At 61.6% G+C, this 24,981-nt stretch carries 20 protein-coding genes and 1 riboswitch; of the genes, 9 read left to right on the top strand and 11 right to left on the bottom strand.

Translation table 11 applies throughout. The features are described from left to right. Nucleotide 1 precedes the first annotated feature (1 nt). Nucleotides 2-101: riboswitch (TPP riboswitch) on the top strand. Next, a complete protein-coding gene (locus tag IEW81_RS08650; RefSeq protein ID WP_179691744.1) occupies nt 84-1,622 on the top strand; it encodes a bifunctional hydroxymethylpyrimidine kinase/phosphomethylpyrimidine kinase in 1,539 nt (512 codons plus the stop codon). Its footprint overlaps the riboswitch before it by 18 nt. Nucleotides 1,623-1,656: 34 nt before the next feature. On the opposite strand, the gene thiE is transcribed toward IEW81_RS08650, so the two are convergent. Further along, a complete protein-coding gene (thiE, locus tag IEW81_RS08645) occupies nt 1,657-2,298 on the bottom strand; it encodes a thiamine phosphate synthase (RefSeq protein ID WP_097059522.1) in 642 nt (213 codons plus the stop codon). Between the two features lie 70 nt (nt 2,299-2,368). Here thiE and thiO point away from each other — a divergent pair, with 70 nt between their 5' ends. Genes thiO through moeB form a run of 4 tightly spaced genes read left to right on the top strand, consistent with a single transcriptional unit; the run spans nt 2,369 to nt 5,815 of the window. Further along, on the top strand, nt 2,369-3,604 hold the full coding sequence (gene thiO, locus IEW81_RS08640; protein WP_097059521.1) for a glycine oxidase ThiO: 1,236 nt from the start codon (nt 2,369-2,371) through the stop codon (nt 3,602-3,604). After that, nucleotides 3,601-3,858 (top strand): sulfur carrier protein ThiS, encoded by a 258-nt coding sequence (thiS, locus tag IEW81_RS08635; protein WP_229671314.1) that lies wholly within the window; start codon nt 3,601-3,603, stop codon nt 3,856-3,858. The genes thiO and thiS overlap by 4 nt, the downstream gene beginning before the upstream one ends. 2 nt (nt 3,859-3,860) lie before the next feature. Beyond that, entirely contained in the window at nt 3,861-4,652 is a 792-nt protein-coding gene (locus IEW81_RS08630; protein WP_282432083.1) for a thiazole synthase, read from the top strand. Next, nucleotides 4,652-5,815 carry a molybdopterin-synthase adenylyltransferase MoeB gene (moeB, locus tag IEW81_RS08625; RefSeq protein ID WP_097059818.1) on the top strand — a complete coding sequence of 388 codons (1,164 nt, stop codon included), beginning with the start codon at nt 4,652-4,654 and terminating at the stop codon, nt 5,813-5,815. Before IEW81_RS08630 ends, moeB begins: the two co-directional genes overlap by 1 nt. A 704-nt stretch (nt 5,816-6,519) precedes the next feature. Here moeB and IEW81_RS08620 read toward each other — a convergent pair. From IEW81_RS08620 to IEW81_RS08595, 6 genes are all read right to left on the bottom strand, one after another. Further along, the gene (locus IEW81_RS08620) at nt 6,520-8,052 is read right to left on the bottom strand and encodes a glycoside hydrolase family 5 protein (protein ID WP_218839953.1); all 1,533 of its coding nucleotides are present in this window, start codon (nt 8,050-8,052) and stop codon (nt 6,520-6,522) included. Between the two features lie 5 nt (nt 8,053-8,057). After that, nucleotides 8,058-8,897 (bottom strand): carbohydrate ABC transporter permease, encoded by an 840-nt coding sequence (locus IEW81_RS08615; RefSeq protein ID WP_097059518.1) that lies wholly within the window; start codon nt 8,895-8,897, stop codon nt 8,058-8,060. Beyond that, a complete protein-coding gene (locus IEW81_RS08610; RefSeq protein WP_097059517.1) occupies nt 8,887-9,765 on the bottom strand; it encodes a carbohydrate ABC transporter permease in 879 nt (292 codons plus the stop codon). The genes IEW81_RS08615 and IEW81_RS08610 overlap by 11 nt, the downstream gene beginning before the upstream one ends. A gap of 101 nt (nt 9,766-9,866) precedes the next feature. Beyond that, nucleotides 9,867-11,108 (bottom strand): extracellular solute-binding protein, encoded by a 1,242-nt coding sequence (locus IEW81_RS08605; RefSeq protein WP_097059516.1) that lies wholly within the window; start codon nt 11,106-11,108, stop codon nt 9,867-9,869. Between the two features lie 46 nt (nt 11,109-11,154). Next, nucleotides 11,155-12,564 carry a GH1 family beta-glucosidase gene (locus IEW81_RS08600; protein ID WP_097059515.1) on the bottom strand — a complete coding sequence of 470 codons (1,410 nt, stop codon included), beginning with the start codon at nt 12,562-12,564 and terminating at the stop codon, nt 11,155-11,157. Continuing rightward, nucleotides 12,561-13,784: an ROK family transcriptional regulator gene (locus tag IEW81_RS08595; protein ID WP_097059514.1), complete on the bottom strand. Its 1,224-nt coding sequence runs from the start codon at nt 13,782-13,784 to the stop codon at nt 12,561-12,563. Before IEW81_RS08595 ends, IEW81_RS08600 begins: the two co-directional genes overlap by 4 nt. Before the next feature lie 663 nt (nt 13,785-14,447). Between IEW81_RS08595 and IEW81_RS08590 the strand changes: the two genes are divergently transcribed. The 3 genes from IEW81_RS08590 to IEW81_RS08580 all read left to right on the top strand — a co-directional run bounded on the left by IEW81_RS08590 (nt 14,448) and on the right by IEW81_RS08580 (nt 17,113). Continuing rightward, nucleotides 14,448-14,798 carry a hypothetical protein gene (locus tag IEW81_RS08590; RefSeq protein ID WP_179691743.1) on the top strand — a complete coding sequence of 117 codons (351 nt, stop codon included), beginning with the start codon at nt 14,448-14,450 and terminating at the stop codon, nt 14,796-14,798. A gap of 1,021 nt (nt 14,799-15,819) precedes the next feature. Continuing rightward, nucleotides 15,820-16,431 carry a hypothetical protein gene (locus tag IEW81_RS08585; protein WP_097059512.1) on the top strand — a complete coding sequence of 204 codons (612 nt, stop codon included), beginning with the start codon at nt 15,820-15,822 and terminating at the stop codon, nt 16,429-16,431. Beyond that, on the top strand, nt 16,424-17,113 hold the full coding sequence (locus IEW81_RS08580) for a hypothetical protein (protein ID WP_097059511.1): 690 nt from the start codon (nt 16,424-16,426) through the stop codon (nt 17,111-17,113). The genes IEW81_RS08585 and IEW81_RS08580 overlap by 8 nt, the downstream gene beginning before the upstream one ends. Before the next feature lie 512 nt (nt 17,114-17,625). On the opposite strand, the gene IEW81_RS08575 is transcribed toward IEW81_RS08580, so the two are convergent. Further along, nucleotides 17,626-18,525, bottom strand: a complete 900-nt coding sequence (locus IEW81_RS08575) for a homocysteine S-methyltransferase family protein (RefSeq protein WP_097059510.1) — start codon at nt 18,523-18,525, stop codon at nt 17,626-17,628. 246 nt (nt 18,526-18,771) lie between these two features. Between IEW81_RS08575 and IEW81_RS08570 the strand changes: the two genes are divergently transcribed. After that, entirely contained in the window at nt 18,772-19,032 is a 261-nt protein-coding gene (locus tag IEW81_RS08570; RefSeq protein ID WP_102017054.1) for a Txe/YoeB family addiction module toxin, read from the top strand. A gap of 372 nt (nt 19,033-19,404) precedes the next feature. Here IEW81_RS08570 and IEW81_RS08565 read toward each other — a convergent pair whose 3' ends face one another. The 3 genes from IEW81_RS08565 to IEW81_RS08555 all read right to left on the bottom strand — a co-directional run bounded on the left by IEW81_RS08565 (nt 19,405) and on the right by IEW81_RS08555 (nt 24,601). Next, a complete protein-coding gene (locus IEW81_RS08565; RefSeq protein ID WP_097059508.1) occupies nt 19,405-20,817 on the bottom strand; it encodes an FAD-binding oxidoreductase in 1,413 nt (470 codons plus the stop codon). 400 nt (nt 20,818-21,217) lie between these two features. Further along, on the bottom strand, nt 21,218-21,715 hold the full coding sequence (locus IEW81_RS08560; RefSeq protein ID WP_097059507.1) for a mycothiol transferase: 498 nt from the start codon (nt 21,713-21,715) through the stop codon (nt 21,218-21,220). Between the two features lie 777 nt (nt 21,716-22,492). Then, entirely contained in the window at nt 22,493-24,601 is a 2,109-nt protein-coding gene (locus IEW81_RS08555) for an ATP-dependent DNA helicase (protein ID WP_229671313.1), read from the bottom strand. Nucleotides 24,602-24,981 lie beyond the last annotated feature (380 nt).

Here is a 24,981-nt window from a genome sequence, read left to right as displayed (position 1 = left end):
TTTTATTGACACGGGGTGCCCCGCAAAATGCGTGCGCTGAGAAAAATACCCGTTGAACCTGTCTAGTTAGCACTAGCGGAGGGATGTCGAAGTTGAACCTATACGGTGCAAACCCGGTCTTACGAGCTACCCCTCGAATCCTCAGCATTGCCGGGACCGACCCGACGGGAGGCGCGGGCATCCACGCCGACTTGAAAAGCATCGCGGCCAATGGTGGGTACGGAATGGCGGTGGTCACGGCCCTCGTCGCGCAGAATACCCGCGGGGTGCGATCGGTGCACACGCCACCGGTGGCGTTCCTTCGAGAGCAACTGGACGCGGTCAGCGATGACGTCACCATCGACGCCGTCAAGATCGGAATGCTCGCGGATGTCGAGGTGATCCGTGAGGTGCGTTCCTGGCTCGAAGCCTGCCGTCCGCCCTTGGTCGTGCTTGACCCGGTGATGGTGGCGACCAGCGGAGACCGGCTCCTTGACCCCTCGGCAGAGCAGGCGCTGCGCGACCTGGTCTCCCTCGTGGATCTGGTCACCCCCAACCTGCCTGAATTGGCGGTGCTGCTGGCGGAACCGCTGGCCCGAAACTGGGCAGAGGCCATCGAACAGGGCAAGCGGTTGTCGTCGTTGTCGTGCGTCACCGTGCTGGTCAAGGGAGGTCACCTGACCGAGGCGCACTGCCCCGACGCCCTGGTGAACACCCAGGGGTTACTGCCGACGAGCGTGGTCGAGTTTCTCTCTCCCCGCATTGTCACGAGCAACACCCACGGCACGGGCTGCTCGCTCTCGTCGGCGATCGCCACGGTACAGGCGCGCACGGGCGACTGGGTCGAATCCCTCGCCGAGGTCAAGGATTGGCTGCAGGATGCGCTCGCCCACGCCGACGACCTGGAGGTCGGAATGGGCAACGGCCCGATCCATCACTTTCATCGGCTGTTCGCCGAAGTCACTGCGCCCAGGCAGAATTTCACCGACGTGCTCTGGCGCGATATCGAAGCGATCCGCCTCGCGATCTTCGAACTGCCGTTCGTCACGGCGCTCGGCAGCGGTGCCCTGGCCGAAGAGCAGTTCTCCTACTATCTCGCTCAGGACGCGCTGTACCTCAGCGCGTACTCTCGCGTGCTCGAGCGGGCAAGTGCGCTCGCACCAGATGAGAGCGCACGGGTATTTCTGGCAGAGTCGGCCCGGCAGTGCGCGGAGGTCGAGTCGGAGCTGCACCGCAACTGGCTGCAAGATCACAACGCGCCGAAGCTGCCCAGCCCAGTCACCGAGAGTTACCTCAACCACCTCTCTGCGGTGAGCGAGCGAGGAAACTATGCCGTTCTCCTTGCGGCGATCCTCCCCTGTTTCTGGCTCTATTCGGAGGTGGGTGACCAGCTCTACGCAGACTTCCTGGCGCGGGCCGACGGTGCTTCGCATCCCTACGCCGCCTGGCTCGAAACCTATGTCGATGAGGGCTTTGCCGCCGCCACCAGGAGAGCCATCGACCTCACCGATGAGGCGGCCGGCCTTGCCAACACCGAGGAACGGGCGGCGATGCGGGCCGCATTCTCGACCTCTTCGCGGCTGGAACTCGAGTTTTTCGACGCCCCACGGCTTTTCGCGGGGGTCAGCTATGCCGGGATCTGAGCCGACTCCGGTGCGATGGGAATCCCGCGCGCACCTAGTGGGGCGGCAGGCAGGCGAGCAGCCGCTGGGCGGCATCGGTCGGGTCATCCGCGTCGGTTATCGCTCGAACGACGACAACGCGGCTGGCTCCGGCCTCGACCACCTGCTCGATGGTCCCCTGGTCGACACCCCCGATAGCGAACCACGGCCGGAGGATTCCGCTCGCGCTGGTGTGCTCGGCCGCGTAACGCACAAGCTCGATTCCCACCGCCGCACGCCCCGGCTTGGTTGGCGTAGCCCAGACCGGCCCGACGCAAAAGTAGTCAAGCCCATCGACTACCGCTGCGGCATCGATCTGCTCCCTCGAGTGAGTGGAAAGACCGATCCGCGGTGTGTCGCCGACAACCCGTCGAGCGGCCGGCAGCGGCAGGTCTTTTTGACCGAGGTGCAGGACCGGAGTCGCCGCCAGCAGGGCGATGTCGGCCCGATCGTTCACGGCCCAGAGCCGACCATGGCGCTCCGCGACCGCTCGAAGAATCTCGAGAAGTTCCAGCTCCTCAGCGGCTTCGATGGTCTTGTCTCGCAGTTGGATGATGTCTACTCCGCCCGCGAACGCCGCTTCGAGAAATTGCGCGAAGTCGCCGCTTTTTTTTCTGGCATCGGTGCACAGGTAGAGCCGGGCAGTCATGTGGTCCATTCAGCCAACTCTAAAGGCCATTCCCGCATGCGTGAAGCACCAGCAACAGCACACCTCGTGAGGCCGGATCATGGCTGACCGCGCGGTGGATGTTGCGGTGATCGGCGGCGGGATCGTCGGGCTTGGAATCGCCTGGGCCGTCGCCCAGTCGGGCCGAAGCGTCGCTGTGATCGACCCCATGCCCGCCGCCGGGGCAACGTATGCCGCAGCCGGAATGCTTGCCCCGGTAAGCGAACTGCACTACCAGGAAGAGCACCTGCTCGAGCTGATGCTCGCCTCCGCCTCGCTCTACCCCGCGTTCGTGCAATCCCTGGGAACGGATGTCGATGCGACCGGCTACCAAACGACCAGGACCCTGAGCGTCGGTGCGGATGCTGCCGACCGGCAGTCGCTTGCCGACCTGCGCGAGGTGCAATTGGCCAATGGGCTTTCGGTACAGCCGCTGACTATTCGCGAGGCGCGCGCACTCGAACCGCTCCTCAGCCCGCAGCTGTCCAGTGCGTTCCTCATTGAGCGCGATCATCAGGTCGACCCCCGAAAACTGGCCGAACGGCTGCAGTCTGCAATCGCCGCGAGCGCTCGCGATCACGGATGGTCTGAGGACCATTCCGTCAGGCACAACGCGGTCGGATTGCTGCATGAGCACCGAGGGGATTCGTCCTCTCGCGTCACGGGAGTGACACTCGAGGATGGCTCCGCGGTGATGGCGGGTGAGGTGGTCGTGGCCAATGGGATTGCGGCCGCATCGCTTGACGGCTTGCCGGCCACGCTGTCCCTCCCGCTCCGCCCGGTTTACGGCGACATTTTGCGCCTGCGCGTTCCCGAGCATCTTCGGCCGCTCCTCACCGCCACCGTCCGTGGCCTCGTCCGCGGCGTGCCGGTCTACCTCGTTCCCCGCTCCGACGGAACTGTGGTGATCGGGGCCACTCAACGTGAAGACGGTTCTGCCGAGGTATCGGCTGGCGGCGTGTACCAACTGCTGCGCGACGCCCAGGCGCTGGTGCCGGCGGTCGCCGAGCTTGAACTCCTGGAGGTGACCGCCCGTGCCCGACCGGGCACGCCGGACAACGCACCACTGCTCGGACGGGTTGCCCGTGCCACCGGCGAGAACTCCCCCGACATCGCCGGGCTCATCATCGCCACCGGATTCTTCCGCCACGGCGTGCTGCTCACCCCGATAGCCGCGCAATACTGTCTCCGCATGATCGAGGGAATCACCGATGATCGGTGGATTCGTTTTCGCCCGGACCGCTTTTCCACCCCATCCCCAGAATTTTCACCCATAGACGAAGGAGTTCACTCGTGACCGAAGAATTGCTACTCCCCGACATCACGGTAAACGGTGCCGAACGCTCCCTGGCATCGGGGGCGTCGGTTGCCGACCTTGTTTCGGAGATGACCGGACGATCGATCGCCTCCGATGGCAACGCGACGGACGGCACACGGCTCGGCGTTGCGGTCGCATGCAACGCGGCAGTGGTGCCGAGAAGCCGGTGGTCGTCCACCCTGATCGCGCCGGGTGATGACATCGAAATTGTCACCGCAGTGCAGGGAGGTTAGCTGTGAACACCGTTCCGACCGCGGGCGACGATCAACTGGTGATCGACGGCATTCCACTAACCTCCCGCCTCATCATGGGCACGGGAGGTGCTCCCAGTCTCGACGGTCTCGGGGCGGCGTTACTGGCATCCGGAACCGAGCTCACCACCGTCGCCATGCGGCGCCACAGCGCGAATAACACCGGATCCCTGTTCGGCCTGCTGCTCACGCACAAAATCCGCGTGTTGCCCAATACCGCCGGCTGCTTTACCGCGCGTGAGGCCGTGATGACCGCAGAACTGGCGAGGGAGGCTCTCGAGACCGACTGGGTCAAGCTCGAGGTCATCGCTGACGAGCAGACGCTCCTGCCCGATGCGGTCGAACTTGTGGATGCGACGGAGCAGCTCGTCGCCCGCGGCTTCAAGGTGTTTGCGTACACCAATGACGACCCGGTGCTCGCCCTTCGGCTTGAGCATCTCGGTGCGGTCGCCGTCATGCCCCTTGGCTCACCGATCGGCACCGGGCTCGGCATCCTCAATCCACACAACATCGAACTCATCGTTGCGCGCGCGGGCGTGCCGGTCGTACTCGACGCGGGGATCGGTACGGCGTCAGACGCCGCATTGGCGATGGAACTCGGCTGCGATGCCGTGCTGTTGGCTACCGCGGTGACCAGGGCGCAGGATCCGATTCGCATGGCAGAGGCGTTCAAACACGCCGTCATCGCCGGCCGACTCGCGTCCCAGGCCGGCCGCATTCCTAAACGGGAACACGCCCTTGCATCCTCCGATATGGCCGGGCGGCCCGACCTGTGATCGCGTTGGCGCCCCTCGTCGAAGCCGGGACAGAGCTGACTACCGCGGAACTGGAACGGTACTCCCGGCACGTCATCATTCCCGAGATCGGCATCATCGGCCAGCGGAGGCTGAAGAATGCCCGGGTGCTCGTGGTGGGTGCCGGCGGTCTCGGTGCCCCGGTGCTGCTCTATCTTGCCGCTGCCGGGGTTGGCACGCTTGGCATCATCGATGACGACATCGTGGATCTCAGTAACCTCCAACGCCAGGTCATCCACGGCGTCGCCGATGTCGGCGTTTCGAAGCTGGAATCGGCGCGCGCCGCCGTGACGGCGCTGAACCCGCTGGTGTCGATACGCCTTCATCCCGTGCGACTCGACTCGACGAACGCACTCGCCCTGTTCGCGGACTACGACCTGATCGTCGACGGCTCTGACAACTTCGCGACCCGCTACCTGGTCAGCGACGCGGCAGCACTCCTCGCCAAACCCTGCGTCTGGGGATCGATCTATCGCTTCGACGGGCAGGTCAGCGTCTTCTGGGCGAAGCACGGCCCCACCTACCGCGACCTGTATCCCGAGGCACCTCCCGCCGGTTCCTCGCCGTCGTGCGGAGAAGGCGGTGTATTCGGGATGCTGTGCGGCGTGATCGGCTCAATGATGGTGGCCGAGTCGGTGAAGCTCATCACTGGCGTCGGACGCACCCTCCTTGGCCGGGTGGCGCTCTTCAATGCGCTGGAAGGTTCCTGGCGGGAGATCGGGCTCACACCGGACCGCGCTGCAGCAACCATCACCGAACTCGTCGATTACGACCTCTTCTGCGGCACATCAGCGCGATCGGAGGTGGCAGAAGAGGGGATCTCCGTTCGCGAACTCGCGGCCATGCTCGACGAGCGGGAACGGGGAACGCGCGACTTCGATCTCATCGATGTGCGAGAACCGGGAGAGTACGAGATTGTGCATATCCGCGGCGCCCGCCTCGTCCCGCAGGGCAGCATCCTGACAGGGGTGGCGTTGCCAACCCTGTCTCGAGACCGGGACATCGTGCTGCACTGCAAAGCGGGACCCCGGTCTGCCGACGTGCTCGCCGAGTTGCGCCGATTGGGCTATTCCCGGGTCAAGCAGCTGGAGGGCGGAGTTCTCGCATGGGTGCAGGAGATCGACCCCTCGCTTCCGGTGTACTAGGTACTTCGGAGGCGCTCGTGCCCGATATTCACCCTTTGAACACGCGGCATCGACTCAACATCCTCGGAAACTCAATGATTATTGGTGACTACGACCATGCTCGTTCTGATTCGTTTGCTCACAGATGTGTGCAAGACGGCGCCCGATTGAATCCATAAAAACACGGATGCTCGCCTCCATATTTAAATAGATGCTCGCCTCCATATTTAAATAACAGCCGCGAGCATGCAGCGACGACAAATAACAAGATAATCTGGCGCGCTTTGACCGACGCCGCGCTCGAAGATCAGCGCGATTCGCACAGTATCAGCGACATCGCTGATACTCCGTCGGTCGCACCGTCGGCGACTCACCAAGCGCGCGGGCGACTTGTCAACATCGGTGCTGTCCGCCCGAACCCCGCCGCGGGTACACAGTCGTCTCGCCCGAGAAGCTCCTCGAAGCCTTCGCCGCCCACCGCAACCTGCGCGCCGACACCATCGTCTCGACACCCTTGCCCGCCGCCCAAGAACTTCTTATTGAGGATGAGGTTGATCGTGCGCTCAGCGGCGGCACCACCGCAGTGCACTACCTCGCGGACGAAACACCGTCCTCGATCTGGATCGGCGAATCGACAGGTTGGAAGATTTAACTTTTGTCGCCAAGGCCTTCGGGCTAGTCCGTCGACCCAACGACAAGAGCGAAGTACTCGCGGCATGCTCTTATTACGTCATGTTCAGATCTGTCTGCTGTTGATCGATCCTCAGGCGCGCCACGGTGACGGCAGACAGTGCGGTCACGCGAAAGCCGCGTTCGCTCGGCTCGATCATGACGCTCGGCGGCGCGTCATCGACGGTGACACGCGTGACGTCGACCGGGCGGCTGAGCTCGAACTCAAGCCAGTCCCCTTCGACGAGATCGACGACCATGCGTTCGCTCTCGCTGTAGTCGCGGCCGTCGGTGTGCTCGAACCAGTGGCCGTCACGGGTCGCCGGCTCGGCGTAGCGGATGGTGACGGCCTCGGTGTCTCGCATCGCTGCGAGGGGTGTCGCTCGCGAGGTTTCGAACGACTCGCCTCGACCGCGAAACCCGAAACCCCACGCCGGGATCTCGTGCGGCTCGACCGCAGTGATGGCCTGAATCACCTCCGGTTGCCACTGGCAGTTCTCGAGCTTCATGTTCTCGAGCAGCTCATCGAAGATCGACTGCGCATTGATGGGAGCAGGCCCGCCCGCAACGTGCTCGACCAGTTGGTGCCAGCGCGCGGGCAGCCGGATCGACGTGGGCGAGGTGGCGGTGTCGATTTTCTTCCACGGCCAGAAGTTCCAGCCGATGTTGTTGCCTTCGTAGAGGCGCCAGGCGGTGTAAAGCCACTCGAGGTTGTTCTCTCCGCCCTCGCCCATGTAGATGGGCAGGCCGAGGGCCTCACGCGAGTCGAGAAACTTTTGAATCGTTGCGGTGTCAGGCGGCGACCAGTACTTGTGAAACTGCAGGCACGAGTTGTCGTCCCACACCTCATCAAAGATCTGCCAGTTGGTGGCCCAGTGCGATCCCTCGTACATGATGAGGTGGTTCCGATCGACCTCGCGGATGACGCGGGTCAGCTCTTGGTACAGCAGCACGAGATCAGGGTTGTACAGCTCCGTCCACTCGTTGGGGATCGGCTCGTTGAGCAGGTCGTAGCCCATGACGACGGTTTCGTCGGCATAGCGGCGCGCGATCTCGCCCCAGAGCGTAAGGGTGAGGTGGCGGTATCGCGCATCCATGAAAAGCTCTGGCTTGTTGTTGGGAGAGTCGTCGATGTTCGTGCCGGTCTGGCCGCCGGGCGCCCCGTGCAGATCGAGCAGCACCCAAAGGCGGTGGGTGCGGCACCAGCGGATCACGTCATCGATCATCGCGAACCCGGCCTCGAGCGGTGTGCCCGCGTCGTCGATCAGCAGCCGGGAGTTGATCGGCAGCCGAACGTGGTCAAACCCGCTCTCTGCAATGCGCTGCACGTCGGACTCATTGAAGAAGTTCGCGCGAAAGCCCGCCCAGAAATTGGCCGAGTTCTCGCCGAGAAGCCGCTGGGTCAGCGCCTCGATCTCGCGGGGCGACTCGGCACCGGGGCCGAATTTCCACATGTAGCCCTCTGGCAGCGTCCAGTTGCCGATGCCCATGCCGCGCAGCAGCAGGGCGGTGCCGTGTCCGTCAACGAGGTCGGTGCCGGAGCGGTGGATGAAACCAGCGAAGTCGGCTGGGCGGGCGGGAAATTGCATGGAACTCATTTCAATCCGGACAGAGCGAAGCCCTGGATGACATAGCGCTGGAAGATGATGAAGACGATGAGAATCGGCAGCACCATCACCGAGGCGCCAGCCATTTGCAGCGAAGGGTTGACCGCGAGTTGCTGGTTGAGCAGGTTGAGGCCGACGGAGAGTGTGTAAAGCTTCTGATCGCTGGAGAGGATGAGCGGCCAAAGAAAACTGTTCCATCCGGTGATGAAGGTCAGCACGACCTGCACCGCGAGGATCGGCTTGGACATCGGAAGCACTATCTGCCAGAACGTGCGCAACTCCCCGGCGCCATCCAAGCGCGCCGCTTCGAGCATCTCGGTGGGGATCGTTGTCATGAATTGTCGGAACAAGAAGATGCTGAACCCGCTCACGAGCGTTGGCAGCGCTATCCCCACGAGGGTATTGGTGAGATTCAGCCCGTTGATGATGAGGTAGGTCGGAATCATCGTGACCTGAACCGGGATCATCAGGGTCGCCAACACGAGGAAGAACAGCCCCTTCTTGCCCTTGAACTCGAACTTCGCAAAGGCATAGCCCGCCATCGCCATGAGCATGAGACCGACGTAGCTGATTAGTACAACGATGAGCGTGTTGACCAGGTAGCGTCCGAAATCGAGCTCGGTGAACAGGATCTGGTAGTACTCAAGGGTCGGTGCCTGCGGCAGGATGGTCGGCGGATAGTCAATCGACTCGCTCTGCGGTTTGAGAGACGAGGTGAGCATCCAGATGAACGGGAATGCTGTGATGACCGCGCCGATTGCCAGGCCGACGCCAATCGTGATGGTCAGAGAACGCGAGCGGCTGCGAGCACGAGAGTCAGTACTCATCGTCGGCCCTCCTCAGTCTTAGCTGAATGACCGTTATTACGGCGATGATCGCGAAGAGTACGAGGCTTCCCGCAGAGGCGTAGCCGAACTGGTTGAGCCGAAAGCCCTCTTTGTACAAGAAGATCGACACGGACGTCGTCGCGCCGAGTGGACCGCCGTCGGTGAGCACGAACGGCTCGTCGAAAAACTGCAGCCACGAGATTGTCGTTGTGACGCTGACGAAGAAGATCGCGAAGCGCAGCAACGGAAGCGTGATCATGAACGTCTTTCGCCACTCACCCGCGCCGTCGATGGATGCGGCTTCGAGATATTCCTTCGGGACGCCCTGAAGGGCGGCGAGAAAAATGATGGTGTTGAGCCCCATCCCCCGCCAGACGGCAACAAAACCGACAGAAAACTTCGAGAGGATCGGGTCGCTGAGCCACTGGACCTCGGGAATCCCGACGAGCGAGAGCACGTAGTTGAAGAAGCCGAACTGGGTGTTGTACAGATAGCCCCAGATAAGCGAGACGGCGACGATCGCCGTGATCGCCGGGATGAAGTAGAAGCTGCGCAGCGTCTGGAAGAAACCGTTGCCGCTGCGGTTGAGAAGCAGTGCGACCGCGAGCGAGAGCACAACGATGGCCGGAACACCGAGCACGGCGAAGCCGCCGGTGTTCCACAGGGCCTGCCAGAACTTCGGGTCGTTGAACAGCGTCACATAGTTTTCGAGGCCAATGAACTTGATGTTCTGCGGCCTGACGAAGCCAGAGATGTTCATATCCGTCGTGCTGATGACCGCAGCGACGAGAATCGGGAAGATGCCGAAAGCGACGAGCAAGAGCATCGCTGGTGAGACGAAGAGGTACGGGGTGAGTGTGCGTTTCATCGGCGTGCTCCCTTCCTGTGCAGCGTTCGTGTCTTCGTGGTTCGGGGGCCGCCGCCAGCGCTGTAGACGCCTGGCGACGACCCCCGAGTTATCGGTTCTGTCTAGTTGGTCGGCGCACCCTTCGTGGCGTCGAAGAACGCCTTGAGGGTGCTGTCCTTGTCAGCGCCGGTGAGGGCGACGGCGTTGAGGGCGGCGAGCAGGTCTGCGCCAGTTCCACCGTCCCAGTTGGCGACGAGCGGCAGCGACTTCGAGCTTGCAAGCTGCTCCGTGTAGATCGCGACGAGCTTGTCGCTCGTGAGCGAGCTATCCTCGAGCGCCGCGGAGAGAGCCGGCAGCTCGCCATTGATCGAGTACCAGCTGAGCTGGGCCTCGACCGAGGACAGGTACTCGAGCAGGTCGAGCGACGCGGTCTTCTGGTCGGTGTTGAACCAGACGCCGAGGTTGGATCCGGCGAACAGGGAGGTTGCTTCGCCGTCGACACCGGCAGGAATCGTCGTGATGTCCCACTTGCCCTCGAGCTCCGGCGCAGCGCTGGCGATGCCGCCGGCCAGGTACGGGCCGCTCATGAGCATCGGGGTGATCCCGCTGATGAAGCCCTGGGTCTGGTCGAAGTCGCCGTTGACCGGAACACTTCCGTCTGCGTAGAGACCGAGGTAGGTGTCGACTGCAGCGTTGAAGGCCTGCGTGTCGAAGTCAATGTTGCCATCGCCGTCGACGACGTCGCCGCCGTAGCTCCAGGTGATCTCGAGCGGCAGGGGGCTGTCCCACTGTGGGATGTAGTAGCCGTACTGGCCTTCGCCGCGACTGGCCAGAACCTTCGCGTCTTTACGAAGCTGGTCCCACGTGGTGGGAGGAGCGTCGATTCCTGCCTCAGCGAGGATATCGGTGCGGTAGAACAGCACGCGGGTGTCGGCCACCCACGGCACGGTCACCTGGCTGTCACCGACCGAACTCGCAACCCCGGAAGGGAAGTTCGCGGGGTCGAGGCCCGGGTGGTCGGCAATTTCGTCGTTGAGTGGCATCAGCGCGCCGGCATCCGCAAAGGTGCGCAGCTTGCTCAGGCCGACCTGAATGAGGTCGGGTCCATCACCCGATGCGACGGCGGTCGTGAGCTTCTCGTCGATCGAGTCCCACGGGATTGCGACGACCTCGACTTCCTGGCCGGATTCTTTGACGTAGGGGGCCACGAGCGACTCGAAGTTGGTACCTGAGTCACCCATTATCCAGACGGTGAGTGGACCGGTTACCTCTGCTGCCGGCGCTCCGGTGCTGCAGCCGGCCAGGCCAACGGCCAGCCCGACGATAGCCAGTGGCGCGACGGCCCTGACGAGTATCCTCTTCATTGAGTTTCCTATTCTTGATGCATTGCGGACGGGGATTGGAGCGGAGTCACTGTTCGCGCAGGGGCTCCCGCATTTTTTGTTGGATAGCTGCGACGGCTGATGCTGTCGCATCCTCGTGATCGGCGATGAGCTGCCGATACCAGAGAGCGCTCTGCTTGGGGATTCGCTTCTGGGTCGGATAATCGACGTAGACGAGACCGAATCGCTTGCTATAGCCCTCGGCCCACTCGAAGTTGTCGAGAAAGGACCAGGCGTAGTAACCCTGAAGGTTCACCCCCTCACGGATTGCCTCTGCGGCAGCGGCGAGGTAGCCGCTGAAGTATTCGACGCGGGGCCAGTCGTTGACTGATCCGTTTGGGTCCGCGTAGTCGTCGTAACTCGCGCCGTTCTCTGTCACATAGATAGGCAAAGTGGTGAACTCGCTCGAGATACGCCTAAGCACCGAGCGCAGCGAGTCAGGCTCAACACTCCACCCGAAGGATGTCGTGGCTGGCTCCGCTGGCGTCTCGGTGAGTTTCAGATACCCGCCATCCTCGCTCGCACTCACCACGACGCGCTGGTAATGGTTGAGCCCCATGAAGTCGACCGGGGCGCCGATCAACTCGAGATCGCCGTCGTGGATCAGCTCTGCAAGCCCGTACTCATCAAAGAGCTCGTGCACGGCGGCCGAGTACGAGCCGTGGTAGACGGGGTCGAGAAAGATGCGATTGTTCATCGCGTCGAGGCGCAGCACCGCGGCGGCGTCGTCGTCAGAGTCAGTCGCGGGCACTATGTCGGTTACGAGGTTTGAGTTGCTGACCCGCAGCGCTGGATTGATCAGGCGGATTGCCGCGAGCGCGAGCCCGTGCGCCAGGTTGACGTGATGCGCAGCAGCAACCGCCAGCCGCGTGTTTCTCTTGCCGGGGGCGTGCACACCGTAGCCGTAGCCGAGAAAGGAAATACACCACGGCTCGTTGATGGTGATCCAGTCGGTGGCGAGCAATCCGAGCTCTGCGATGACGCGGGAGGCGTACTCGGCAAAGCGATAGGCGGTGTCGCGGTTCGCCCAGCCGCCCTCGTCTTCCAGTGCCTGCGGAAGATCCCAGTGATAGAGCGTTACAAGAGGCTCGATGCCGCGCGCTCGCATCCCGTCGAGCAGGTCGCGGTAGAACGCGACACCTTCAGGGTTGAGCTCGCCGGCGCCGGTCGGCTGCAGTCGAGGCCACGAGAGCGAGAGTCGGTAGTGCTTGATGCCGAGTTCGACCATGAGGTCCAGGTCGGCAGGCCATCGGTGGTAGTGGTCGACGGCAATGTCCCCGTTGTCTCCGTTGAGCACAAGTCCGGGTGTGTGCGAGAAGGTGTCCCAGATACTCGCGCCTCTGCCGCCTTCGCCTGCCCCACCCTCGATCTGGTAGGCGGCGGTCGCGGCGCCCCAGCGGAATCCAGCCGGAAAAGCAGTGAGGTCGTGGATCGTCATTCTGATGCCGCCAGTATCTTGACGAGGGGCGTCTCGACGAGCTTCTCTACCGCCAACAGGGCCGCACCGAGAGCAATGCCGTCACGGCCGATCTTGGATGGAACGAGGTCGAACTGGGCCGCAGGGCGCTTGAGCGAGAACCCTCGCGTCGCATCGGCAATCTCGGCTAAGTGCGTACTGGCCAGCTGTAGGCCCGCCCAACCCCCGAGCACAATGCGCTCTGGGTTCATGAGGTTGACGAGGTTGCTCAAGCCGAGCCCAAGGATCTCAACACTCTCGTCGAGCACTCGTGTCGCTACGGCGTCACCTCGTGAAACCGCGGCCAGCAGCTCGGTCAGTGCGAGTTCCTCGTTTGCTGACGGGTCGGCTCCGGCTTCGCGCCAGCGGCGCGCGATGCCGCCACCACCGACGTAAGCCTCGAGGCAGCCGCGGCTGCCGCAGTTGCACAAGGGGCCGCCGAGAGTGACCTTGGTGTGTCCCCACTCCCCCGCGCTGCTCGCCGTGCCCTGCAAAAGTCGGCCGTCGCTGATGATGCCAAGGCCAATGCCACGGCCAAGCAATGCGACGACGCCATCGGTGACATCCTTCGCCGCACCGAACCAGGCCTCGGCCGTGGCAAGGGTTTTCGCCCCGTTGTCAGCGAAGATGGGAATGTCAGCACGGCCGTAGATGGCGTCGAGGCGCGTCGGCGGCCAGTTGAGGCTCTGCGCGTAGATCGTGATCGTGCGCGCCTCGTCGAGCTCTGTACTGGACTCGACGATGCCCGGCATGCCGAGGCCCACCCCGTAGATGTTGGCTGGAGAACCCGCGGCGAGCACCGCTTCGTCGATGGCCGCGTAGAGCGCCTCAGACAGTTCGGTGGGGCCGACGCTACGCGAAGACACATCGCGGAAGACCTTTGAGCGCTGCATGAGAGCAAGGTCGAGCACCTCGACGGTCACTCCTTGTTCTCCGACATCGGCGCCGATGAAGAACGCGCCCTCTGGGCGAATCGAAAGGGTAGTTGTCGGGCGACCGCCATCAGAGGGCAGACTGCCTGTCTCGTGGGCGAGTCCCTCGGCCATCAGGTCGGCTATGACGTTAGTCACCGTCGCGGGTGACAACGAGAGTGCACCGGCGAGCTGGCCGCGCGTGGTCTCGCCGTTGCGAAGCAACTCTCGCAGCACTGCGGAGCGGTTGCGTCTGCGCAGGTTTCTTGTCGTCGAGTCGGTGGTAGCCATTGTCCAGATCCGTTAGTGGGCTTCACCCTTCACTATCGCAAGGGTTAATTTACGACTTACCGTAACTCGTAATCTAAGTTGCCGCAAGTGTCGGTATCGGTGATTCCTATTCGCGGCCATCGCTTCCCACTCCCCGACGTTGTCGTGGTGCCACGTCGACCATTCGACCAGGTGGCGGCAACACCATCACGAACCTTGGCCGTCGTATTGCCTACACAACCTGCGTGCTCTCTCAGGCTGACTTACAAGACGAAGACGAGGTCATTTTCCTCCGGGAAGATCCGGCGGCTGCACGCACCTGAAAGTCCCGATTTTCCAGCCTCGCGCAGACCGATGCAGATCTGCGGGCGAGCCCAGGCTGGTAGGCAGCCGAGCTCATGCGCGCATTTAAGGCGAAACTGTTCGCGGACAGGGATTGGGAGCAGCGGACCACTGTCTATCCTCCACGAAGACGGGAGCGGAATTATCCGTGCTCTCGTCGACTGACTCGCACACGACCTCTAGTTGTCGGTCCTTCTCGGTGGGTGCGCGACGTTCGTGCGTATTGTGGGGAAATTTGCCTCGACATCGACCTCATCACTGCCCAGAGAGTCGCCACAAGCCCGACCAACTGATGACTGACCTCTTTCCCAGCAACAACCACAGGGCCGGAAGTTGCGGGCGATGATCGACGACGTGCACCTCGACATCTACCTGTCTTTCGAGTCCCAACTCGGCAGCAACCCTCGCCTCAGGATCGAGGTGCTCGCGGAATATCCCGACGAACTTTCGTTCGAGAAGTGGACGCTCATGCGGCTCGAGGCGCATATTGCCACCACGATGGCGGCTCTGCTTGACCGCCACTTCTCCGAGAAAGGCAAAAGGATGCCCGCGAGATTCTCGCTCTACTCAACCTTGACGGCGTCGAAGACCTCGCCGTTCCTCGGTAGCCAGCTGGCACCGTTGATGGGACTGCGCTCAAATATGATCGGCAAGCCCCGAGCGGTCTCCCACGCAGTTGAGTCCGTGACTTGAAGATGCACATGAGTCTCCGTGCTGTTCCCCGAGTTTCCGCAGGATCCAATCGCCCGGCCCGCGTCTACCCGCGTCTACCCGCGAACCGACCGCGACGCACACCGATCCGCGTTGAAGGTGAGCGATGAGCACAAATGGTCCTGCCGGCCCCATTGCAATGACCACATAATTGCCTGCGATCGCGCGCGCACCCTCACGCACCCGCCGAGCTTGAGAGAAGGCGTAGGCAATGAGCGACAGCTGCGAGCGGCGGGCCTCGTGATCCAATTCGCCGTCGACTACGGAAACAACTTTGCCCGATGCCGGCGCGAGGATTGGTGCGCCGAACCCGACAAACGACTGCGGGGGCTCCGTCGAGAACACCGAACGCCAGCCTCGCTTTGCCGAAAGCCCGCGTCTGTCGACAGCGACGAAGTCAATCGCGTAGGTCGTTCCGAACAGGTGAGTGCCATGGCTAGGAATGCGGTTCGCGGGGCTGTTCTGCACAATCCACCGACCTCGGAAGGGCAATCGCAGCACAATCGGAAGGGCATCCAACGCTCGATCACCTCCAGCCGCACCAAGGGATGTGGCCCATCCGCGCGCCACGCCGATTCTAGCGACCCGCCCTTATTGGCCGCTCCTCCAGTCACAGACCCACGAGCCTCAGACGCGAATCTTCGGGGGATAGGGGCAAACCATGGTCAAGGACCTCGAAAATTCGGCGATGTGCGTTTTGTTGTGGGCAAGCTGACTTCATTGTCCGCCGCATCCCGCGAAAGTGCCCACTGTTCATGACAGGATTTTGCCAGGGATTCGAAATGCCCCTGGAGGGACTCTAACCCCATTCGCAGCGCTTTGATCACGCGGAACTGGCTCAACATCCCCGGAAATCCGGCGTTGTTCGTTGAATGCGGCGGCGTTCGTTCTGGTTGGTTTGCCCACAGTTGTGGGCAAACGGTGGGCAAGCCACGTTCCCTTCTATCCATATAAATACGGATACCTGTTTCCATATTTATATGAAATCTGCGAGCATGGTGCGATGAAGAACGTGGAGATAGTCTGGCGCACTTTGGCAGACGCCGCACTAAAAGGACAGCGCGACTGGAACAGCATCGGCGACATCGCGGATGCTGCATCGGTTGCGCCCTCCACCACCCACCAGGCTCTCGGGCGACTCGTCGACATTGGTGCCGTCCGCCCGAACTCGCGCCGCGGCTACACAGTCGTCTCGCCCGAGAAGCTCCTCGAAGCCTTCGCGGCCCACCGCAACCTCCGCGCCGACACCATGGTCTCCACAACCTTGCCCGCCGCCCAAGAACTTCTCGATGACGATGAGGTCGACTATGCGCTCAGTGGCACCACTGCCGCCGTGCACTACCTCGGCGGACGAAACACCGTCGCCGACCTCGGCCGGCGGATCGTCTACACGAGCCGTGCCCTGTCGCAGAATGACTTCCCCACGGGAGACGAGGTCATCATCCTGGCCGAAGATCCGCTGGCGGCGCGCACCTGGAAGTCCGGATACGCCAGCCTCGCACAAACCTACGCCGACCTGTGGGCGAGCCCCGGATGGCAGGCAGCCGAGTTCACCCGCGCCCTCAAGGCAAAGCTATTCGCCGACGCCGACTGGGAACAGCGAACCAGTGCCTAACCTCTACGAGGACGAGAGCGGAGTCATCCGTGCTTTGGTCGACCGGCTCGGTCACGACCTCGAACCATCGATCCTCATCGGCGGATGGGCGACCTTCGTGCGCGTCGGCGGCGAGATCAGTCTCGACATCGACTTGATCACTTCGCAGGAGAGCCGCCACAAACTCGAGCAGCTGATGACTGACCTCTCCCCCAGCAACAACCATCAGGGGCGAAAACTGCGGGCGACGATCGACGACGTGCACCTCGATATTTACCTGCCGTATGAATCCCAGCTCGGCGGCAAACTGCGATTGAAGGTCGAGGTGCTCGCCGAATACCCCGACGAGCTCTCGTTCGAAAAGTGGACACTCCTGCGGCTCGAAGCCCACATCGCCACCAAGATGGCGGCGCTCCTTGACCGACACTTCTCGGAGAAGGGCCAGAAGGATGCCCGCGAGATTCTCGCGCTGTTGAAGCTTGAGGGTGTCGACCCCGCGGCTGCTGCGGAGGTTCTCGATCGGGCCTCCACGGTCGACATTCAGCAGCTGCCCGTCATGATCGGCGAGGCATTCGACCTGATCGGAACCATCGTCAAGCTGTCGAAAGCGGACCAGAAGCTCATCTCCTCAGTGAAGAAATCGTGGGTGAGCGAACTACAGCGCCGAGGAACTAAACCGCAAACCGAACGACCTCAGTTGTAGGTTGCTTCCGCCACGATTCGATCCCGCACGTTTGGCAGTTCCCTCGCACAGCCCAGATCACGCCAAGACGGGCTTCGCCGCGAGCGCTGTGCTCAAGGTGCTCAGTCGGGTGGGAGTGAGGACACGCTGACAAACAGCGAATGGTGGGGGTGCGGAGAAGACCGGATGCTAGCGACGACGAGCCAGCACGGCCTCGCGGAACGTCGTAAATGCGTTTACTTCGGCGACAAGCCAATCCGGACCTTGTGGAGCCGAACCGTCTGTTCCCGGTGCAGCGTGACCTGTCATTTAACGAGAGGCGACCGTCATTCCGAGTTCAACGGACGCGATTTCTGCGTTCGTTAGGTCTGTCAGCTTGGAGAGGCGTTGCGTCTGCACGTTCCGCTGAGCTTCGCGCTTGGTTCGTTTTTGCTTCGGCAAACCCGCGAAAAATGTGAACGACGTCTCGCCCCACCACACGGGCTGTCGTGACCGACCGAGTGCAGGTCTCACCGATCGCAGTCGTCGCCACCTCACCAGGCGTCGATGATCTCAGCGACGTGGCGAGCATCCGTGCCGCAGCACCCACCGAGCACCTGCACTCGCGGAAGCATAATCTTCAGCGCTGCGTTGTCGATACCCAGCGCAACAGGATCGCCCTCATCGAGCTCCTCTGCCTCATCGAGCTCCGCGTGAGACCGTTTGGATGCGTTTACTCTGAGGGCGCCGATCCGATCCGCCGTCGCCGGGTTGTCGAGAGCGTGGCTGATGTGAGTCGGGTGTGCGCAGTTGACCATGAAGTAGGCGGCCGCTGCATCGGTGGCGGCATCGACGAGCTCAATCGCCTCGCCGAGACTTGTTCCGTCGGGAAGGCTTCCGTCGACCTCCACCGTGAATGACGGCACGACCGGCACTCCGAGCGCCCGAGCGGCACGAACCACGCCGATTGCTTCCTCCGCGTAGGTCATCGTGAGGGCTGAAATTCGATCGACACCTGCGTTAACGAGCGAGGCGATCTGCTCGGAGTGATAGGCCTCGGCCTCATCAACGGTCATGCGATTGGTGACCACGTAGCCGTCGCCGCGTGGGCCTAAAACCCCTTCGACGACAATCTCCACGGCGGGGTGGCTCGCAGCAACCTCACGCACGAAAGCCACAGCTTCCGCGTTCGCCCGCGCCAGTGCATCCGGGGTATATCCAAGGCGCTCGCCCCACTCCCGGTTTGCCCGCCAAGTCGGGGTTCCCATGACAAACGGCACCCCACGCTGCTGCGCGATGCTCAAGAAGGTCTCGAAGTATCGGCGCATTGCGACGCGCCCTGTCTCGTCGTAGAGAAGCGGAAACGCTGCGAAGTCGGGCAGGTCGATTCCTTCGTGAAAAACCAAAACGGTCTCGATGCCGCCGTCGGTCATGGAAATGTCGGATGTCTTCATGCGAATCCCCTCGGGTCGGGAGAAACTATCGTCCTTTTCGGCGCGTGATGTCAAGGCCGGTGTTGGCGCCTACTGTGACGCATCGTCGTCCATCGCCATCGCACGGCCCAGCGGTTGCTGGATTCCCCGATGCTGCCGAACGGAGACGGCCTACCTGCTGCGGAACCCCGCAAACGCAGAGCGGTTACTCGCGGCGATCGATCGAGCCCGGCGAGGCGAGTTCCAGCAGCACGACCTCCTGGACGCGTGACGCGCACGATCGCCTTCGACCCGAACGGGTGCGAGGACTACGTCTACTGGCAGACCCAGGACCGCAAGACCCTCAAGCGCATCAATCAACTGATCACCGACTCGCTGCGCGATCCGTTCGCTGGTATCGGCAAACCGGAACCCCTCAAACACATCCTCTCCGGCGCGTGGTCGCGCCGCATCGACGACGCGAACCGCTTGGTCTACTACGTCACCGACGACCGCATCGTCGTCCTGCAGGCCCGCGAACACTACTGATCTGAGGTCCGCGCTTCCCTCAGCGATCGCGTCTGATGGCTCCGAGTAGATTAGTGAACTGTGCGTGGTGTCGAAGGGGTCTGCTGCAGAAGAACGTCCTCGACCGCCGCTCTTAAGCCACCCGCGAGGACCTCAGGATCGCAATTCGAGGCCATCATGAACACGCCAGCCGCACTGGCTGCGTGACTAGAAACTGTCACCTAACCGTGCAGCAGACCCACTTTTCCGAGGCGGTGTCTCGCCGTATCCCGAAGAGAATATTCGCGGCATAGACCTCGTCCACGAAGCCATCTTTACCGTCTGGTGTAGTCAGCGAGTCCACGTCGAACTGATTGTGTCCGTCCGGCTACAGATAGCCAAGACGGCTCGCGGTCAGATGGTGCCCCGAGACTCAGCCGGTTTAATGTTGATGTTGCGGTGGAAAAAATTGTCTGGGTCGTACTCGGATTTTATACGCGCCAGCCGCGCGAGCTTGTCGGTGCCATAGGTGGCGCGCAGGAGCTCGTTGTCATACTCGGCCATGCTGTTGACATAGGAACCGGCTCCAAGGGCGGCGGGCTGGAGCGCTTCCCAGAACGATCTGGCCCACTCTCGGTCGGGTCCGAGCGACTGCTTGTCTGGTGCAACGGCGATGATGAAGACTGAGTACTGAGGCGTTCGTTTCCCCCCGAACGCGGTGTCGTTCTCGGCGACGTCACAGTACGCCTCGTCAAGCCTGTAGATCAGGGTCACCGACATCGGTGAGGCCTTTCGCGGTACGTGGTCGGTGATCACATCGACAGCGTCGTCGGACAGGTCAGTGAGATACGTCGATTTTTCATAGTTGAAATGTCCCCACGCGTTCGGCTCGTCGAGCAGTTGCTGGACAGCCAGGTATGGCATGGGATTGACCATCTCAAAGAGTGGTGGCTCAAACGCACGGATCCGCGCAGCAACAGCGGCATGTTGTTCGGTGCCACCGAAACCGGTGAGAAGCAACGCGTAACCGGGCTGAAAATGGTACCTCTCGGGCACGAATGGCGCGGGCGGCGCGTTGAGGGCCGCGAACACAATGTTGAGGTCGCGAGGCAACGTGGCCATCAGGTCTGTGAAGAAGCGCAGCAGCTGGGTACCTTGATCGAGGCTCCAGAAAAATAGTCCGAAATCCACTATCGGGCCGACCTCCAGCAACTGGAACTCGAACTCGGTAACAACGCCGAAGTTCCCGCCTCCGCCACGCAGCGCCCAGAAAAGTTCAGGATGCTCCTGGTCGGAGGTCCTTTGGATATGTCCGTCTGCGAGCACAATCTCGGCCGAAAGCAGATTGTCGATCGTCAGTCCTGCCTTCCGGGTCAGCCAGCCCATCCCGCCACCGAGCGTGAGACCCCCTACGCCGGTGTGGGAAATCATTCCAGCTGGCACCGCCAGTCCATGTGCCTGACATGCAGCGTCCAGGTCCCCGAGCAGAGCACCACCTCCGACGCGAGCCCGCTTGGCCACCGGATCCACAATCACGCTCCGCATCGCACTGAGGTCGATCACCAAGCCGCCGTCGACGCTGGAGGCACCAGACATGCTGTGCGCGCCACCGCGGACCGCGATCTCGACAGCATGCTCGCGCGCCCAACCCACGGCCGAGGCGACGTCAGACGATGACGCACACCGGGCGATCAGCGCAGGCCGTCGGTCGATGTCAGCGTTCCAAACCCTGCGTGCTTCGTCATATTCGGGATCCTCACCTGCGATCAGGGAACCCTCCATGGTTGCTCTCAAAGCCTGTACGTCGTACGGAGTGGTAAGTGTCATGGGGCGCCTTCTTCGTTGAGTCAGCTGTTCCGTTGTGCTCGTCTTACACTCCCCGGCTAAAGTCTGTCAAGATTTTGACGAGACTTCTCTCACCTGCCCGAAGTGGCGCGCGTGACGCATCAATGAAACGCTCGCGAAACCTGGGTTCTGGCATGGGCGCTGCGGTCTGCTTGGGGATACTTCCGCGGTAACGACCGTGGCGGTGGTCTGGGTCTCTACGTGGGTTCGCACGCCGGTCCACTCGTGGGCATCTCAGAAGTTGAAAAGCACCCTTGATTCGATCTCTGAAAGTGCTCTCAAATTCGGCCCGAGATCGTCCCTTTTTTGCTTCGGGGTGGGGTGAGTCGTTATCCATGGGCGACCGATGCGGGCCTCGGACGGCGGCCTGGCGGTGCTCTTTCTATGTGCGGTCAAGCATTCCGCGGGCGTATGACGCCTGCCCGGCGTGTTGCAGGCAGTCGTTGATGACACTCACGAGCCGAGCGCCGCGTGTGACAGGTGGGTTCCAGTTCGGGTCGATGACCTCGTCCAAATTTACTGCGGAGAGCTCGCCGAGGTACGCGATCGATGCCTCGGTCCCCGCGGTGAGGTACCCGTTCACCAGCGCTTCGGTGGCGATCACCCGGGTGACTTCGCCTTGACTCATCCCGTATCCCATTTCGTCCGGCCCGAACGGTAGTGCGAAGCGGCCATACCAGCCTGATACCGTCCAGATTTGCTCGGTGGTGTCGGCAAGGTCGGCGATCTGAACATCCTGCCCGCGCGCGGAGTGCCAGGCGAGCCAAGCGATCGTGTTCGTTCCAGATGCCGGCCTGTAAGCGAATTGCTCGGAGCTGAGGTCCGCGATGGCTTTGCCGATGATCGGTGGGATGCGGGTGAACGAATGGGTCAGACGCACGGTTAGGTGACATGGTCACACCCCTGAGAATGGTCTAATTTCCGGCTGGTGAGAGTCGCATTGTGGACCCGAGAAGCCATCGTGCGATCATCCGTGTCGTGGCAAACTCGGACCCCGAACGTAACGTCGCAAGATCCACTTCCGCCGTCAGAAATTTTTCAAATGTGGGCAAACGGTGGGCAAAAGCCCGGAATCACAGAATGACGCTCCACAATTGTGGGCAAATGGGATTCTAAATCCACATCTTTGCAAGACAATAACCGCTCTGACCAGTATTTTACCGAAGTGCCCCTGGAGGGACTCGACGCCCCACCCGAGCCGCCGACACATCACGCGGTTACGCGCATCCTGAAGTCCGCGTCAGGCGCGATGCGACGGACTGCGCGGGCGGGGACCCCCGTTGTCGGAGGGGCCACCCATGGGCACGAATGCGAAGCAGCCCAGTTGTTCGAACGAGAAAGCCCCACGCTAGGTGGGGCTACTTCTCATTCGTGCCCCTGGAGGGACTCGAACCCGATATCCGCCCTTTTGGTGGCGCGGGCGAGGGTCAACAACCCAGTGTTTTACTGGGATTTTTGACCCCACGCGATCACCATGATCAGGCTGTTTTGATTCAAGTGCAGTCAAAATGCAGTCAAAAATGGATTCCACTAACGCCTGCTGGATGTGATCCATCAGGACATCTCTGACGAAACCGAAGCAGACCCACTTGAGCTCGTGGAATCGCCACACAGATTGTTCAGTTAGTGGCTTTGTCAGGTATGAGCAATGAACTCATCATCGGACTACAGGAGTCAAAGCACGGCGACCCGACAACAGCGCCACGTCCCTCGCGCTCGATTTCCGCTCCAGACTTTCGATCACTGATTGCTGCGTCTCGGGAGTCCAGAACACTCGAAGATTTTGGCGCGCCCTTGTCAAGGCCGTATAGAAAATACTATGCGAGATCTCATCCTCATTCGCATCAGTAACGACCACCTTAACTGACTCGTACTCGAGACCTTGAGCTCGATGGATTGAGACAGCGTAGGCAACTTGGAATGGGACCGAGGTATTTAGGGCCGCATCGTCATCGTCGCTGTTGGCCAACTCGAACACGTCGAAAGCTACCACCGAGCCCCTCACCCAAGTGAGCTCGGTATCCGAGACTGAAAGCTCGGTGACGTCTCTCGCGAGATCGATCTCGAATCGGACTCGGCCGGGCACTCGGTCGATCCTGACGATCACACCCTTGAGGTTGTTGTAGATAAGCGGCTTGAACCGCTCGCTGTCGTTGAAAACGACTGGGTCGCCGACCTTGTAAGTCGCCGGTCCCCACTCAACTGAAGCACTTGGGTTACTGCTCTGTAAGAACCGGTTGATGTTGTTGATGCCATAGAGCCCGTCGTAGTTGAGGCACAGGATAATCTCGTCTTCGCGCTGCGGCTCGAAAAGGGTCTCGTTCAGAATCGTCGAGTAGCCACCCCTGGTCATCGCCTCGGTGATGTCGTCTTCGACGTTGCGCACCTTCTGCCAGAGCCCGAGGAGCGCTGTGTTTGTTGTGCGGTATGGAGTCTCCAGCTCGAAGACCGACGCTTGTGGTAAGAACGACCGCATCATCCCGAACCAGTTCCCGAACTGAATCGACTCGATCTGGTACACGTCGCCGACAAGGACGAGCAACTTGAACCGAGTCCCTTGGAGAACCTTCAGCAGTGCTTCGTTGCTCACCGTGCTGCACTCGTCGATGACGACGACTTCGAACTCCGGGTCGGACTGGTTCCGCCAGTTGTGGCTTGAGATTGTCCGGAACTGTGCGTGCTGCGATTGAACGCGACGACGAAGATTGTCGACTGCTGGATGGGTGTTAGCGAGGAAGAGCGTCGGCGACTCGTTGAAATAGTTCGCGATGTAGTTCACCATCGTCGTCTTGCCAGTCCCGGCCGCCCCGTAGACGAGTGCAACTCGCGACTCCCCAAAGAGTGATCGGAGGGCGCCGGCCTTGCTTGGATCGTCGATCAATTGAGCACGGTCGTCCAACCATTGGTCGATTGCGTTCCCCCAACCTCCGACGCCCGCAACCCCGAGGGCTTGGATCTTCTCTACGATCTCTACAATCTCATTCTCGTAACCCCGGATGAAGACGTGACCCCGATCCACCTCCAGTCTTCGCGCCTGGTGGCGCGCGTTCCCGTAGAGCGCGTCGTTATGCTGTCGGATCAGTATCGATACATCGCCAAACCCTTCGAGGTCGCCGATGGGCGTGTAGAGCATCCCGTATCGATCCACGTTGTTCTTCACTCGCCGGGCAAGCAGCTCATGGGTTCGACCGGTCGAGTCGATGGCTTCTATGAGATCTCGGAAGCGGGGGTTGTGGCCCATCGGCGATGCACAAAAGGGCATCTGATCAAACGGGATGCAGCCCCACTGAAGGTTGAGCCCGGACAGCCGCGCACATCCGTCGGAGTTGTACTGCTGACGGACGACGACGTTCTTCATCTGGAGCAACAGATAACGCAGCACGATGTAACCGCGCCTCTTCCCTCTGATGATCTCCCGGGCCCTGTCCAGGCCAGGGAAGATTCTCGGGTCTCGGGAACGCTCGGTGACCTTGGCTTTGACGCGTTCGTATCGCTGATCGGGCAGGTCCATGAGATCGACCAACGTCGACTCGGTCGAAGTGAGGTACTTCATGAGGGCGCGATACTCCGGGCCGCCAGAGTTGATGTTCGTAGACGGACCGACGAGACGCGCGAAGTTCTCAAGCTCACACGGGCGGATCGACACAGCCCACTTGCGGATAACCGTGATGGGCATCATCTGCCCGAGCACGTTGATTGATTCAGGGCGAAGCGTCAGGTACGCGGCGTACTTGTCACCGACATCCTGATCGGTGAAAGCGATCACCCGATCGAACTTATTGTTGCGGTCGACCGGATTCGTGAAGGTCACCTCGTAGTAGATCCGACCGTTCACGAAGAACGGACGAGTCTTGAGGACGTAAAACCGCGAAGACGAATCTCCGACATCCGGGAGGCTCCGCACTGCGACAATACGCGCAGCAATCTTCTCGTGGTACTCCAGAAGTGACGGATCGAGGTCGACGGGGAAGGATTCCAGATTGGCGAGCACCTCGAGCTCGAATGTGTCGCTGAGGAACGCGCGGACTCGCAAGAGATACTCGTAGTACTTGAGCATCAAACGCTCAGAGTTGTCACCGTCGAACGTATAGTGCGAGGTGCTCGGCTGAAGAAGCGTGTAGAAGCGGTTTAAGAACGCGAGTTTCC

Origin of the sequence: Salinibacterium xinjiangense, from assembly GCF_014645015.1 — a bacterium.
Taxonomy (GTDB): Bacteria; Actinomycetota; Actinomycetes; order Actinomycetales; family Microbacteriaceae; genus Rhodoglobus; species Rhodoglobus xinjiangensis.
The sequence above is the reverse complement of the archived record's forward strand: the minus strand, read 5'-3'. Positions and strand labels throughout refer to the sequence as shown.

Bases quoted from the DNA above. Each gene is read 5' to 3' on its own strand.
- IEW81_RS08650 (WP_179691744.1), top strand. From the start codon at position 84: ATGTCGAAGTTGAACCTATACGGTGCAAACCCGGTCTTACGAGCTACC.
- thiE (WP_097059522.1), bottom strand. From the start codon at position 2,298: ATGGACCACATGACTGCCCGGCTCTACCTGTGCACCGATGCCAGAAAA.
- thiO (WP_097059521.1), top strand. From the start codon at position 2,369: ATGGCTGACCGCGCGGTGGATGTTGCGGTGATCGGCGGCGGGATCGTC.
- IEW81_RS08620 (WP_218839953.1), bottom strand. From the start codon at position 8,052: ATGCAATTTCCCGCCCGCCCAGCCGACTTCGCTGGTTTCATCCACCGC.
- IEW81_RS08615 (WP_097059518.1), bottom strand. From the start codon at position 8,897: ATGAGTACTGACTCTCGTGCTCGCAGCCGCTCGCGTTCTCTGACCATC.
- IEW81_RS08610 (WP_097059517.1), bottom strand. From the start codon at position 9,765: ATGAAACGCACACTCACCCCGTACCTCTTCGTCTCACCAGCGATGCTC.
- IEW81_RS08605 (WP_097059516.1), bottom strand. From the start codon at position 11,108: ATGAAGAGGATACTCGTCAGGGCCGTCGCGCCACTGGCTATCGTCGGG.
- IEW81_RS08600 (WP_097059515.1), bottom strand. From the start codon at position 12,564: ATGACGATCCACGACCTCACTGCTTTTCCGGCTGGATTCCGCTGGGGC.
- IEW81_RS08595 (WP_097059514.1), bottom strand. From the start codon at position 13,784: ATGGCTACCACCGACTCGACGACAAGAAACCTGCGCAGACGCAACCGC.
- IEW81_RS08590 (WP_179691743.1), top strand. From the start codon at position 14,448: ATGATCGACGACGTGCACCTCGACATCTACCTGTCTTTCGAGTCCCAA.
- IEW81_RS08585 (WP_097059512.1), top strand. From the start codon at position 15,820: ATGAAGAACGTGGAGATAGTCTGGCGCACTTTGGCAGACGCCGCACTA.
- IEW81_RS08575 (WP_097059510.1), bottom strand. From the start codon at position 18,525: ATGAAGACATCCGACATTTCCATGACCGACGGCGGCATCGAGACCGTT.
- IEW81_RS08565 (WP_097059508.1), bottom strand. From the start codon at position 20,817: ATGACACTTACCACTCCGTACGACGTACAGGCTTTGAGAGCAACCATG.